The organism is Enterobacter roggenkampii, from assembly GCF_001729805.1.
Classification (GTDB): Bacteria; Pseudomonadota; Gammaproteobacteria; order Enterobacterales; family Enterobacteriaceae; genus Enterobacter; species Enterobacter roggenkampii.
The window spans coordinates 1,747,357-1,761,082 of record NZ_CP017184.1 but is presented as its reverse complement, the minus strand read 5'-3'; the positions used below and the strand labels follow the sequence as shown (position 1 = coordinate 1,761,082).

The 13,726-nt window shown below is 55.3% G+C and carries 15 protein-coding genes; all 15 read right to left on the bottom strand.

The annotated features are described in order from the left end of the window. Window positions 1–22: 22 nt before the first annotated feature. Window positions 23–562: a glycine zipper 2TM domain-containing protein gene (locus BFV67_RS08210; RefSeq protein ID WP_008500779.1), complete on the bottom strand. Its 540-nt coding sequence runs from the start codon at window positions 560–562 to the stop codon at window positions 23–25. A gap of 193 nt (window positions 563–755) precedes the next feature. Further along, window positions 756–2,060: an NAD(P)/FAD-dependent oxidoreductase gene (locus tag BFV67_RS08205; RefSeq protein WP_008500780.1), complete on the bottom strand. Its 1,305-nt coding sequence runs from the start codon at window positions 2,058–2,060 to the stop codon at window positions 756–758. Window positions 2,061–2,297: 237 nt separating this feature from the next. Further along, entirely contained in the window at window positions 2,298–2,840 is a 543-nt protein-coding gene (gene ycfP, locus BFV67_RS08200; protein WP_008500781.1) for an alpha/beta hydrolase YcfP, read from the bottom strand. 34 nt (window positions 2,841–2,874) lie between these two features. Beyond that, on the bottom strand, window positions 2,875–3,900 hold the full coding sequence (nagZ, locus tag BFV67_RS08195; protein WP_025911802.1) for a beta-N-acetylhexosaminidase: 1,026 nt from the start codon (window positions 3,898–3,900) through the stop codon (window positions 2,875–2,877). A gap of 23 nt (window positions 3,901–3,923) precedes the next feature. Then, on the bottom strand, window positions 3,924–4,736 hold the full coding sequence (gene thiK / locus BFV67_RS08190; RefSeq protein WP_063618317.1) for a thiamine kinase: 813 nt from the start codon (window positions 4,734–4,736) through the stop codon (window positions 3,924–3,926). Further along, window positions 4,717–5,364 (bottom strand): penicillin-binding protein activator LpoB, encoded by a 648-nt coding sequence (gene lpoB, locus BFV67_RS08185; RefSeq protein WP_045326975.1) that lies wholly within the window; start codon window positions 5,362–5,364, stop codon window positions 4,717–4,719. Before lpoB ends, thiK begins: the two co-directional genes overlap by 20 nt. Before the next feature lie 10 nt (window positions 5,365–5,374). Continuing rightward, on the bottom strand, window positions 5,375–5,749 hold the full coding sequence (locus tag BFV67_RS08180; RefSeq protein WP_008500785.1) for a YcfL family putative periplasmic lipoprotein: 375 nt from the start codon (window positions 5,747–5,749) through the stop codon (window positions 5,375–5,377). A gap of 1 nt (window position 5,750) precedes the next feature. After that, entirely contained in the window at window positions 5,751–6,110 is a 360-nt protein-coding gene (gene hinT, locus BFV67_RS08175; RefSeq protein ID WP_008500786.1) for a purine nucleoside phosphoramidase, read from the bottom strand. A 246-nt stretch (window positions 6,111–6,356) separates the two neighbouring features. Next, the gene (ptsG, locus tag BFV67_RS08170; RefSeq protein WP_008500788.1) at window positions 6,357–7,790 is read right to left on the bottom strand and encodes a PTS glucose transporter subunit IIBC; all 1,434 of its coding nucleotides are present in this window, start codon (window positions 7,788–7,790) and stop codon (window positions 6,357–6,359) included. Window positions 7,791–8,087: 297 nt separating this feature from the next. Next, window positions 8,088–8,882, bottom strand: a complete 795-nt coding sequence (locus tag BFV67_RS08165) for a metal-dependent hydrolase (protein WP_008500789.1) — start codon at window positions 8,880–8,882, stop codon at window positions 8,088–8,090. Window positions 8,883–8,892: 10 nt separating this feature from the next. Then, on the bottom strand, window positions 8,893–9,897 hold the full coding sequence (holB, locus tag BFV67_RS08160) for a DNA polymerase III subunit delta' (protein WP_069598127.1): 1,005 nt from the start codon (window positions 9,895–9,897) through the stop codon (window positions 8,893–8,895). After that, on the bottom strand, window positions 9,894–10,535 hold the full coding sequence (gene tmk, locus BFV67_RS08155) for a dTMP kinase (protein WP_008500791.1): 642 nt from the start codon (window positions 10,533–10,535) through the stop codon (window positions 9,894–9,896). Before tmk ends, holB begins: the two co-directional genes overlap by 4 nt. Then, window positions 10,525–11,547 carry a cell division protein YceG gene (gene yceG, locus BFV67_RS08150; protein WP_025911808.1) on the bottom strand — a complete coding sequence of 341 codons (1,023 nt, stop codon included), beginning with the start codon at window positions 11,545–11,547 and terminating at the stop codon, window positions 10,525–10,527. The genes tmk and yceG overlap by 11 nt, the downstream gene beginning before the upstream one ends. Window positions 11,548–11,549: 2 nt before the next feature. After that, entirely contained in the window at window positions 11,550–12,359 is an 810-nt protein-coding gene (gene pabC, locus BFV67_RS08145; protein ID WP_069598126.1) for an aminodeoxychorismate lyase, read from the bottom strand. Between the two features lie 121 nt (window positions 12,360–12,480). Further along, window positions 12,481–13,722, bottom strand: coding sequence for a beta-ketoacyl-ACP synthase II (gene fabF / locus BFV67_RS08140; RefSeq protein WP_008500794.1), 1,242 nt, complete (start codon window positions 13,720–13,722; stop codon window positions 12,481–12,483). Window positions 13,723–13,726: the final 4 nt, after the last annotated feature.

Here is a 13,726-nt window from a genome sequence, read left to right as displayed (position 1 = left end):
CTAAATTCAGAGAACATCTTTTTTACACTTTGTTATTCAGAACCAGCTGGCCATTTCCATCGAGTGGAATTTGCGTGCCCGGATCTTTATCCATGCGGATTTTGCCCTGCTGATCGCCAATTTTGTACGTCACGTCATAACCCAGCATTTTTTCCGACTTGTCATAGACGGTTTTGCAGCGTTGCTGAGTCGTGGTGTAGGTATCGTTATCCTGCATCGCGCCCTGCACCTGGTTACCGGCATAGCCGCCACCCAGCGCGCCGACCACGGTCGCTACATCTTTACCCCGGCCGCCGCCAAACTGGTGACCAATCACGCCACCCGCTACCGCACCCAGAACAGAACCGGCGATACGGTTTTCATCCTGCACCGGACGGCGATGCGTCACGGAGACATTGCGGCACTCCTGACGAGGCGTTTTTACCGTTTCTTTAATCGGTGTAGCAGAAACCACCTGCGCATACTGCGGGCCGCGGTCTAATACGTTGAGACTGGCAACGGCAGCCACACCTAACGCAGCCGCGACGCCAATCCCTATACCCGCCAACATTGATTTATTCACGGGACTTCCTCCTTTGTTGCTATTGGTAACAATTTTGCAATGGAGGCACGGCTTCGCCAATCAGATAAAGGATCAAAAAAGGGGCATAGCGAGGAGATATATTCTATTTAGGAGAACTCTTAAGCAGTCAAACTGTGATCTACAGCATGAAATGCTAAAAACTCCCTCCGGAGAGCCCGGAGGGAGTGAAAGATTAGTGCAGCTTCAGACGCGGACGGATCACGCGGTTGATTCTGCCCACCAGCATCATCAGCCCGGTTTTGAAGTAGCCGTGCAGCGCAATCTGGTGCATACGGTACAGGGAGATGTACACGAAGCGGGCAATGCGCCCTTCTACCATCATCGAGCCGCGCATCAGGTTGCCCATCAGGCTGCCGACGGTTGAGAAGTTTGACAGAGACACCAGAGAACCGTGGTCTTTGTAAACATAGGCCTTCATTGGCTTGCCTTTGTACTGCGCCAGAATGTTGTGCAGGACCAGGCTTGCCATCTGGTGTGCAGCCTGGGCGCGCGGCGGCACGAATCCACCTTCAGGACGGGCGCAGGAGGCACAGTCACCGATAGCAAAGATTTCAGGGTCACGCGTGGTTTGCAGCGTTGGCTCCGTGACCAGCTGATTAATGCGGTTGGTTTCCAGGCCGCCGATATCTTTCATAAAGTCAGGCGCTTTGATACCTGCCGCCCAGACCATCAGATCCGCTTTGATATACTCGCCGTCTTTGGTGTGCAGGCCGCCTTCGTCGGCGCTGGTCACCATGGTCTGCGTCAGCACCCGCACGCCCAGCTTGGTGAGTTCATTGTGCGCCGCACCGGAAATACGCGGAGGCAGCGCAGGCAGAATGCGTTCACCGGCTTCGACCAGCGTGACGTTCAGCGCTTCGTTCGTTAACCCTTTGTAACCGTAGCTGTGCAGCTGCTTCACCGCATTGTGCAGCTCAGCGGACAGCTCAACGCCCGTCGCACCGCCGCCGACAATGGCGATATTGACCTTACCGTTCGCACCCATATTGCTGGTGTACTTCAGGAACAGGTTCAGCATTTCCTGATGGAAACGACGCGCCTGGTGCGGGTTATCGAGGAAGATACAGTGCTCTTTCACGCCCGGCGTGTTGAAGTCGTTGGAGGTACTGCCCAGCGCCATGACCAGGGTGTCGTACGGCAGCTTGCGCTCAGGAACCAACAGCTCCCCTTTTTCATCACGCAGTTCTGCCAGAGTGATGGTTTTGCTTTCACGGTTGATGTCCACCACCGAGCCCAGCTGGAACTGGAAATGATGGTTGCGCGCGTGTGCCAGATAGCTGAGCGCGTCCACGCCCTCGTCCAGAGAGCCGGTCGCTACTTCGTGCAGCAGCGGTTTCCACAGGTGGCTGTGGTTACGATCCACCAGCGTGATTTTGGCTTTTTTACCGCGCCCCAGCTTCTTACCCAACTGTGTCGCCAGCTCCAGCCCGCCAGCACCACCGCCTACAATCACTATCTTTTTCAATGGCGTAGTCAACGTGACCCCCTCAAATTATTAACCAATTGTTAATTAAAAGTTATAAAAATAACCCTTAATTAACAACAGGTTACAGCACTGAAACCATTCAGGTGCATTGAGAATACCACGTCAGGCGCATTGGTCATACCAAAATTGATATGCATCAAGTTTTGATGGCTTAAAAGTAGACAATTCTGGACAAAAAGAAACCCGGTGCGCGTTCGCGACCGGGTTTCTGAAGTGGCAGGCTGTGGTTTAGCCCAGCGTTTTAAAGGCTTTGATGCGCTGGAGGTGCGGGGAGATATTCTTAAACTTGTGGGTCTGTTCTTCGTCCCAGACAATTTCATAGTAATGATGCAGCAGTTCTGCCGCCCGGTGGCTGTTGAGCGCCTCATCGTTACGCGACAGGATCACCAGGCAGCGGTCACGGTTTTTCTCCCGAAAATTGCTGACGCACTTGGTCGCAATATCGACATACTCTTCCGGGCGGTCGATTTTGCCTTCCATGTTTTCGTTCGGGAAAAGGTTGGGATTGAATACGACCTGGCGGATGTCGCACAGGAAGCCAATCCGCTCCGCCCAGTAGCCGCCCAGCCCCACGCCGCAAATCAACGGCCGATCGTCCACGTTGAGCTGCAACATCTTGTCCACCTCTTTGAGCAGATGCTGCATATCATGCTTCGGATGGCGCGTGCTGTAGCTGATCAACCGGACATCCGGATCGATAAACTGCAGCTGCAGTACCTTCTCATGATTACCAGGGCTGTTTGAGTCAAAACCGTGTAAATAGATGATCATCGTCTTCTCACCACGCTACGCCTTCCGGGAGGGTTTACAGGCTGGCTTTATGTGCCTGCCAGCGCTCATTCAGGTCTTCAAGCCGGGCGTTGACCGTCTTCCAGCGCGCCGAATCCATCAGCTCCTGACGGCTAAATGAACCTTTATGATACAATTGTGTAACACGCTCTGCATTGATCGGCGACAGGTTATCCAGCACGCTAACGGCACCTTTACGATTATTGCAGACCAGGATCATATCGCAACCTGCATCCAGCGACGCCTGACCGCGTTCAGCGTAGCTGCCCATAATCGCCGCCCCTTCCATTGATAGATCGTCAGAGAAAATCACGCCATTGAAGCCCAGCTCCTGACGCAGAACGGTTTTCAGCCAGTGCGGAGAGCCGCTGGCAGGACGTGGGTCAACGTCGCTGTAAATCACGTGCGCAGGCATGATGGCATCCAGCTTGTTGTCGGTGATAAGCGACCTGAACACCGACATATCTTTGGCGCGAATTTCTGCTTCCGGACGCGGATCGCGCGGGGTCTCTTTATGCGAGTCCGCCGTTACCGCCCCGTGGCCAGGGAAGTGTTTCCCGGTGGTTTTCATCCCGGCATCGTGCATGCCGTCAATGAAGCGGGTCGCCATGGCCAGCGCAATGCGCGGATCGTCATGGTAGGAGCGCTCGCCAATGGCGGCGCTGATATGCCCCACGTCCAGCACCGGGGCAAAACTGATGTCGATATCCATGGCAATCATTTCGCTGGCCATCAGCCAGCCGGCCTCCTGCGCCAGTGTCCCGCCCTCTTCCGTGCCGAGCAGCGCGGCAAAAGACTGGGCCGCCGGCAGGCGGGTAAACCCTTCGCGAAAACGCTGCACGCGGCCGCCTTCCTGATCGACGGCGACCACCAGATGATTGCGCGACGCGGCGCGGATCTGACGCACCAGCTCGCGCAGCTGCGCCGGATCGTGATAGTTGCGGGTAAACAGGATCAGGCCCCCCACCAGCGGATGCGCCAGAATTTCACGCTCCTCCGCATCCAGTTCAAACCCTTCTACATCCAACATGACTGGACCCACATCCACCTCTCTTATCCTTTCGTTTATAACTGACGCCAGGCATCGTCTGCCAGCGCAATAAAAAGTTTGTCTCTTGACTGCTGATAGCGCATTTCAAACCAGCCAGCCATTAACATGACGACCCATGGCCGCCAGCGTTTGACCTGACGCCTCAGCGCGTCGGCGTCAATGTGCGCCACCTCGGCGTAGTTCCTGATAAGCGTCTGCCGCGCGTCGTCACTCTCCGTCCAGACTGCCGCCAGCTCCAGCGCCACATCGCCATCTCCGGCGTATTCCCAGTCGATGAGCCTGATGCCCTCTGCCGTATGCACAATATTTCCGGCATGAACATCCATGTGCAGCGGCGATAGCCGAATCGGCTGCGGCTCGCCTGCTTTACGCAACCGCTTGAGATGTGCCAGCCACACTGGAGTGCGTCTGTCAGGCGCGGCCTGCTGCCAGTAGCGTTCAAGCAGCGGGTATAGCGTGATTCGCCATCCCAGACGTGGCTGCCGGTGCAGATGATACAGCATTGCCACGAGCGCCGGCGTGTCCGGCAGCGCGCTTTTCACGTCACCGTCCAGATAGTCGATGGCCATCCAGCTCTCGCTGAAAAAACGAGGGGCAGGCACGAGATCTGACGGAAGACGCCTCAGGGCGCGAAACTGACGACGGAAATGGGAGGCAGGCGCATAGGGGTCGTGATGTTGCCGCAAGACCAGGCGTCGTTCCCCCTGCGCTATAATGCAACTCGCGCCGCCAAGCCCGGAGTGGGCCTGCGGCGCGATAAGGCGGTACTGAGGAAAATAGCGCGTCAGAATCTTTTCGCGCGAGCTGTTATTGTTGCGTAACCGCACCTTTACCTGACCAGATAATTTCGCCTGTCTGAACCAGCATCAGCTGCATCTGCAGGGCCGGTGTATTCACGTTACCGGTAGCGTTAGAGTACAGCACATACTGTGCGCCAACGTTACGGGCAATGCCGATCGCCTTGCTGCGTGTGCCGAGGCTGTCCTGTGGAGACAGGCCAAGCTGCTGTTTGGCTACCGCGAGCTGCTGGGCGGAGACCAGCGTAAACTTACCGTTGTTTGCCAGCGCATTGCGCAGGGTTTCTGTCGCTTCACCCGCGTTCAGCGAACCGTTGGTACGGTTGTTCACGCTATCGACCAACAACACGCTGCCTGCCGTCACGCCCTGTGCCTGCAGCATTTTGCCGACCATGGGCTGCATTGCGCCGTTCCAGTCGTAATGGCGCACGCGCGGCGTGGGCTGCGACGTCTGGTCTGGATGCTCGATCGGACCTGGCTGTGCCGGTATAGACGGTACGGACGGCACGGTTGGCTGCGGCTGCGTTGGCTGTGTCGGCTGTTCAGTGCCCGGTTTCGCCTCTTCCACAGGCGCTGGCTGTTCAGTTCGGGTCACACACCCCGCCAGGAACAGCGCGAAAGCTGTCACGAGCGCATAGCGGCTCAAGTTTTTAATCAAGGTTCACCCCTTAGAGATAAAGATAAAGTCTCACCTTATGCGCACCCAGATAGTTGGCGCTGCCATAGAGCGTTACCGACGATCTGGCCGGAATGGTGACGCTACGCGGCGCCTCCAGCGGATGCATTTCAAGACCTCTTACGTCATACCAGAAAAAACGGTAGTGGACCGTCACGGGTTCATGTCTTTCATTAAAGAGCGTAGAGGAGGCAGATGAATTGATTTCACTGATGGTCAGCACGGGTTGTTGCGCCGTGATGCCCGCGGCAAGCACGGAGGATTCCATCACCAGCGTCTGTTCATCGTTCACGGGGATCGCCGGGCGCGAGCTGCACCCCACAATCATCATCGTCAATACCAGCGCTGCAATACGCCCTTTACGCATATCAAAGACCTTTATGTGCCAGCATCGGCCCCAGAGGACGTCCACCCAGCAGATGCATGTGAATATGATAAACTTCCTGGCCACCATGACGGTTGCAGTTCATGATCAGACGGTAACCGTCTTCTGCAATGCCTTCCTGTTCAGCGATTTTCGCGGCCACCGTCAGCATACGACCTAACGCCACTTCATGCTCGGTTTTTACGTCGTTTACGGTCGGAATCAGAATATTGGGAATGATAAGGACGTGCGTCGGGGCCTGAGGGGAAATATCCCGGAAAGCCGTTACCAGTTCATCCTGATAGACGATATCCGACGGGATTTCGCGACGGATAATTTTACTGAAAATCGTTTCTTCAGCCATGACCTTTTCCTTTTTTGTTTAATCTGGCGCGAGCAATTGCTGTTAACACACGCTCTGGTTGAGTGCGTGACACAATTCAAGAGTATGAGCGAGTTTCTCCTGTCCTTTCAACCTCCTCCCTCGATTTCTTTCCTGAATGTTCATCAGCTGAACGAAGAGTGACCGTTAAAGCGTGCTGCTGCATTTTTTTAAGACAGAAATAAAAAAGGCAGCCATTCGGCTGCCTTAGTCTCCCCAGGTCACAGCTTAGTTGTTGCGGATGTATTCATCCATTTCAGTTTTCAGGTTATCGGATTTCGTACCGAAAATTGCCTGTACACCAGAACCTGCAACAACCACGCCCGCTGCGCCCAGTTTTTTCAGACCCGGCTGGTCTACTTTCGCGACGTCGGCAACGCTCACACGCAGACGAGTGATACACGCGTCCAGGTTAGTGATGTTCTCTTTACCGCCGAACGCGGCAACCAGTGCCGGAGCCATTTCGCTGGTCGCGCCAGCTTTGCTGTCTTCTGTCGCATCTTCACGGCCTGGGGTTTTCAGGTCCAGTGCTTTAATCAGCACGCGGAAGATGGTGTAGTAAACAACGGCATAGCACGCACCCACGATTGGGAACAGCCACAGTTTGCTGCTGTTACCGGACAGAACGATGAAGTCGATCAGACCGTGAGAGAAGGACGTACCGTCACGCATACCCAGCAGAATACAGATTGGGAACGCCAGGCCCGCCAGAATCGCGTGGATAACGTACAGGATCGGCGCAACGAACATGAAGGAGAACTCGATCGGCTCGGTGATACCGGTCAGGAACGAGGTCAGCGCTGCGGAGATCATGATACCGCCCACTTTTGCACGATTCTCTGGCTTAGCAGAGTGCCAGATAGCAATCGCCGCTGCTGGCAGACCGTACATTTTGAACAGGAAGCCACCAGACAGTTTACCTGCAGTTGGGTCACCCGCCATGTAACGTGGGATATCGCCGTGGAATACCTGGCCTGCTGCGTTGGTGAATTCACCAATCTGCATCTGGAATGGAACGTTCCAGATGTGGTGCAGACCGAATGGCACCAGGCAACGCTCGATGAAGCCGTAGATACCAAACGCCACAACCGGGTTCTGGTAAGCAGCCCACTGAGAGAAGGTCTGGATAGCGGAGCCGATTGGTGGCCAGATGAAGGACAGGATCACGCCAGTGAAAATCGCTGCCAGACCAGAGATGATCGGAACGAAACGCTTGCCCGCGAAGAAGCCCAGGTACTCAGGCAGCTTGATGCGATAGAAGCGGTTGAACATGTACGCTGCAATCGCACCGGAAATGATACCGCCCAGAACACCGGTGTCCGCCAGGTGTTTCGCGGCGATCTCTTCTGCCGGTAAATGCAGAACCAGCGGCGCAACCACAGCCATGGTTTTCACCATAATGCCGTAAGCAACCACTGCAGCCAGCGCAGATACGCCGTCGTTATTGGTGAAGCCCAGAGCCACACCGATCGCGAAGATCAGTGGCATGTTAGCAAAGACAGAACCGCCTGCTTCGGCCATCACATGGGACACTACGGCTGGCAGCCAGCTGAAGTTAGCAGAACCGACACCCAGCAGGATACCTGCGATAGGCAGTACGGATACTGGCAGCATCAGCGATTTACCGACCTTTTGCAGGTTAGCAAATGCATTCTTAAACATAATTGAGAGTGCTCCTGAGTATTTGTGCTTTTTTTACGCTTTCACGCATTGGCCCGGGGGGAGTACCGTGCCGTGGACAGGACATCTAAGCGCCCTTTATTTATTACACAGAGTAAAATAATTCCCTCTGAGTTTGTTTGACGGCTATCACGTTTCAGCTTAAGGCGGTCGAAAAACTTTCAGTTATTTACAAAAAGCATGTCCGGATGTGTCTAAAAACACCCTCACCGCCCCAAATGAGGCGGTGAACTTTACTCGTTTTATTTATTAATTACGAGCCTAAAAAAAACAGGTGTATCAGACAGATTGCAGGCGGGCGGGGTCAATATGGAACAGCGTTGAGAAGTTTTCCGTGGTCACGCGGGCCAGCTCTTCGATGCTGACGCCCTTCAGTACGGCCATGTACTCAGCCACGTCTCGCGTCATCGCCGGTTGGTTCTCTTTACCGCGATGCGGTACCGGGGCCAGATACGGAGAGTCTGTCTCCACCAGAATGCGATCGAGCGGAACATAACGCGCGGCATCCCGGAGTTGCTCAGCGTTACGGAACGTCACGATCCCGGAAAACGAAATATAAAACCCTAAATCAAGCAGTTTACCCGCCGTTTCTCTGTCTTCTGTGAAACAGTGTAGTACGCCACCGCAATCCGTCACGTTTTCTTCCCGAAGGATCGCCAGGGTATCGGCACGCGCATCACGGGTATGCACAATGACCGGCTTGTTCAGTTCGCGGCCAATGCGGATATGATGGCGGAAGGACTCCTGCTGCCGCGGTTTCGTTTCCGGCGTGTAAAAATAGTCCAGGCCGGTCTCCCCCATCGCCACCACGCCCTCTTCTGCTGCCAGTCGGCGCAGTTCCTCAACGTCATACGCCTCGTCCTGATTCAGCGGATGCACGCCGCAGGAGAACACCACGTTGTCGCGAACGCCCACCAGCTCACGCATGGTGCGATAACCCGGCAGCGTCGTCGCCACCGCAAGGCAGAATTTCACATCGCGGGCAGCGGCTTTTTCCAGCACGTCATCCACGTTTTTATGCAGGGATTGATAATCCAGGCCATCAAGATGGCAGTGTGAGTCGACTAAAAACATAATGTCTCTCTCAGAGATGGGAAACTGGCGGTGTGACGCCGGGTTGCAGGTAATGTTCAATACGCAGTAACTGGTCGGTCAGTAAAAGCTCGCGATTAAGACCCGTCACGGTTAAAAGCTGTTCGCGGCTCTGGCAAACTTCATGAAGCATCGCATGAAGAATCGCGCCGGAGAGGCGGTTCGCCAGCGTACTCACCAGTGGCCACGCGTCAGGGTTAGTCAGCAGCGTTGCCCCTTGCTGAATTTTAAGGGCATCCAGCAGCAACGCGGCCAGCCAGTGCAGACGCTCAACGGCACTATCGCTGTTAAGTGTCGGGAGTAAGCTTAGCCAGTCGTTGTTATTCAGCGCCGCTTCAACGGCCCGGCAGAGCGCTTCTCGCTGTGACCAGACGTCAGGTTGCAGCAAGGCCAGCGCCGCCGCGGGCGCGCCGCTACTCAGGCGCAAGGCGGACAGCGCACTTTCAGGTGACGTTGTCACCTCTCGCTCCAGCCAGCTCAGCGCCCATGATTCCTGAGGCACCGCAAGGTGATGAAGACGGCAGCGGCTGCGCAACGTCGCCAGCAATCGTCCCGGATCGCGGCACGAGAGGAAAAACCACGTTTTTTCCGGCGGCTCTTCAAGAGTCTTAAGCAGGGCGTTAGCCGCCGCCTCGGTCAGCAGGGTGGCGTCTTTGAGCAAGACGACCTTAGCGCCACCCAGACGCGCATGTTCGTACAATTTTTCACTGACCTCACGCACGGCATCAATACCCAGCGCGCTCTTGCCCTTCTCAGGCTCAAGGGTGTAGTAGTCAGGATGTGTGCCCGCCTGCATCAGCTGGCAGCCGCGGCACTTACCACAGCTTTTGTGCCCTTCCGGCTGCTGGCACATCAGAAAACGGGTGAGGGCATAAATTAACGCCTCATCCCCCATCCCTGGCAATGCCTGAATCAGTAACGCATGATGCCCCCGCCCCGCCTGATAGCTGCCGATCAGCTGCTCAAAGTGCGGACGCAACCATGGATACCATATCATGCCTGCTGCTCCTGTACCCACTGCGTAACGGTCTGCTGGATGTTGTGCGTGACGTCATCCAGCGACTGCGTCGCATCGATGGTACGAATAGCGCTATCCTGTGCCGCCAGCTCAAGATAGCGCGCACGGGTGCGGTTAAAGAAATCAAAGGACTCTTGTTCAATGCGGTCCAGCTCGCCGCGCGCGCGGGCGCGTTTGAGGCCCACTTCCGGCGTAACATCCAGATAGAGGGTCAGGTCGGGGCGAAAATCACCCAGTACGGCATCGCGCAGCGTTGCCAGCATCGTCTGGTCAATACCGCGTCCCCCGCCCTGGTAGGCCTGAGTCGACAGATCGTGGCGATCGCCGATCACCCATTTACCCTCGGCCAACGCGGGTTTGATCACCGTCTCAACCAGCTGTACGCGCGCCGCGTAGAACATCAACACTTCGGCTTTGTCAGTGATAACTTCGTCGCCAACGGATTTAATATCCAGCACCAGGCTGCGCAGTTTCTCCGCAAGTTGTGTACCGCCCGGCTCGCGGGTGAAGACCATGTCGGCGACGCCAAGCGATTTCAGCGTGTCCACCACTACGTTGCGGGCAGTGGTTTTACCCGCTCCTTCGAGTCCCTCAATGACAATGTATTTACTGCGCATTTTTTTCCTTAAGTGCCTTCAGATAGTCCTGAACAGAGCGATTGTGGCTGGCAAGGTTGGTGTTAAAGGTATGCCCCCCTTTTCCATCAGCCACAAAATAGAGATACGGTGTTTTCGCCGGGTGCGCGGCGGCTTTGAGAGAAGCCTCGCTCGGCGTGGCAATCGGGCCAGGCGGTAAACCGCTAATCACGTAGGTATTATACGCCGTTGGCGTTTCCAGATCTTTTCTGGAAATCTTGCCCGTATAGTTCTCTCCCATGCCGTAGATGACGGTAGGGTCGGTTTGCAGGCGCATACCAATGCGCAGACGATTGATAAATACTGACGCCACCCGATCGCGTTCAGCAGCAACGGCGGTCTCTTTTTCGATAATCGAGGCCATGGTAACAAACTGATTTTGATCTTTATAAGGTAAACCATCCATTCGCCCTTCCCAGGCGGCATCCACGGCGGCGACCATTTTTTTGTGCGCCCGCTTCAGAATCGCCACATCGGTCGTGCCTGCGGTATACATCCAGGTATCTGGCCAGAACCAGCCTTCCACCCATTCAGGATGCTCAAACTTGAGCACGTCGGCCACCGTCTGGTAGCTGTCGTCCTTCAGGGTATGTTTGATATACGGCGCATCGCGCAGCTGTTTGAGGTAATCGCTCAGGCGCATCCCTTCGACAAAACGCAGCGGGAACTGGGCTTCTTTACCGCTTTCCAGCAGTTGCAGCATCTCTCTGACGGTCATGCCGGGCGTAAAGCGGTAGGTACCGGCCTTGAAGTGAGATAGGTCAGGCTCAATACGTAATAACCACTGGAACACACGAGGACGGTTAATGATTTTATCCCCGTAAAGCTGCTCGCCCAGCGCCATCCGCCCGGTACCGGCTTTCAGGGTAAAAATCGTCTCGTCTTTAATCAAGATTTTACTGTTCGCCAGCTGGCGGACTTTCCATACTCCCGCTCCGCCAGCAATGCCCAGCGCAATAATAAGGAGAAGGACAAAACGCAACATTTTCTTCATGACTATCTGGTTTGCTCACATATCGGGGCTAAAAACTGGAACAGCTCGCGCGAAGACCAGCGCTGTTGGTCATACGCACGGACGGGTATAACAGGCATCAGCGCATTGCAGATCACAACTTCATCGGCGGACAGCAGCGCCTCTTCCTTCGCGTTTACTTCGACAACGCGAAAACCTGCATGTGCCAGCTGTTGCAAACAAAACTGGCGCATGATGCCGTTAACCCCAGCCTGCGCCAGCGAAGGCGTAAAGACGTCGCGCCCCTTACGCCAGAATAAATTAGCCGCACAGCATTCCGTAATGAACCCTTCGCTGTCAAGGACTAGCGCCTCATCGGCGTCCGTCTGTTCAAGATGAGTACGAATAAGCACCTGCTCAAGGCGATTAAGATGTTTTAGTCCGGCAAGCATCGGGTTTCGCCCCAGCCGCACCGGGCTCAGCGTCAACGTCACGCCCTCTTCACGCCAGCGCGCATAGTGAGCAGGATAAGCTGAAACAGAGAGAATACGTGTTGGATGCTGACAGGCGGCACCGCTGTACCCCCGCCCACCGCTGCCTCGGCTAATGATAACTTTTAAGACACCGCTGGTTTTACCTGACGCCAGCTGACGCATCTCATGTTCAAGAATTTCCCACTGCGTAAAAGGGATCAGTAACGTCTGGCAGGCGTCTTGTAACCGGCGGAGGTGTGCATCAAGCAAGCACACGTCGCCTTCCAGAATACGCGCAGTCGTAAAGCAGCCATCACCAAACTGCGTCGCCCTGTCGCTTGCCGGCAGCGTGTCTTGCTCAAGGCCATTAATTAAAAACATGGTGGCTCCTTATGCGTGGGCGTTTAGTCTGGCAGGATGCCATGCAACCGACAAGAAGATTAGGCTTAATAAAAAAGGCCCGGCAAGCGGACCTTTTTTTATAGCTTTCGGGCCGTCAGGCTCAAACCTTTTTGAAGATCAGAGAACCATTCGTGCCGCCAAAGCCGAAGGAGTTACACAGGGTGTACTCCATACCGCTAACCTGGCGCGCTTCATGAGGAACGAAGTCCAGATCGCAACCTTCATCCGGGTTATCCAGGTTGATGGTTGGCGGAACAGCCTGATCGCGCAGCGCAAGGATAGAGTAGATGGACTCTACTGCACCCGCAGCACCCAGCAGGTGACCGGTCATAGATTTCGTGGAGCTAACCAGTACGCGGCTGGCAGACTCGCCGAAGATAGACTTCACAGCCTGCGCTTCAGCTTTGTCGCCTGCTGGCGTAGAGGTACCGTGAGCGTTAACGTAGCCAATCTGCGCTGGGGTAATACCCGCATCACGGATCGCGTTTTCCATCGCCAGCGCAGCACCCGCACCGTTCTCCGGAGGAGAGGTCATGTGATAAGCATCGCTGCTCATACCAAAGCCAACGACTTCAGCATAAATTTTCGCACCGCGTTTTTTCGCATGTTCGTACTCTTCCAGCACGAGCATACCTGCCCCGTCACCCAACACGAAACCATCGCGGTCTTTATCCCACGGACGGCTCGCCGCCTGAGGATTATCGTTACGGGTAGAAAGCGCACGCGCTGCACCAAAGCCACCGACACCCAATGGGGTACTGGCTTTTTCAGCACCACCCGCAACCATAGCATCTGCATCGCCGTACGCAATGATACGCGCGGCCTGGCCGATGTTATGCACGCCAGACGTACACGCGGTAGCGATAGAAATGCTTGGCCCACGCAGGCCGAACATAATGGTCAGGTGACCTGCCACCATGTTAACAATCGTGGACGGAACGAAGAACGGGCTGATCTTACGCGGTCCGCCATTCATCAGCGATGTATGGTTTTCCTCGATCAGGCCAAGACCGCCAATCCCGGAGCCGATAGCAGCGCCGATACGGGTTGCGTTCTCTTCCGTAATCTCAAGGCCAGAATCCTGCATGGCCTGAACGCCAGCGACAATTCCATATTGAATGAAGGCATCCATCTTGCGCTGTTCTTTGCGCGAGATGATCTCTTCACAGTTAAAATCCTTTACTAAGCCAGCAAATTTCGTTGCATAGGCGCTAGTATCGAAATGGTCGATTAGGCTGATGCCGCTCTGACCGGCAAGGAGAGCTTTCCAGGTGGACTCTACGGTATTGCCGACAGGAGACAACATGCCAAGTCCGGTCACAACTACACGACGCTTAGACACGTTT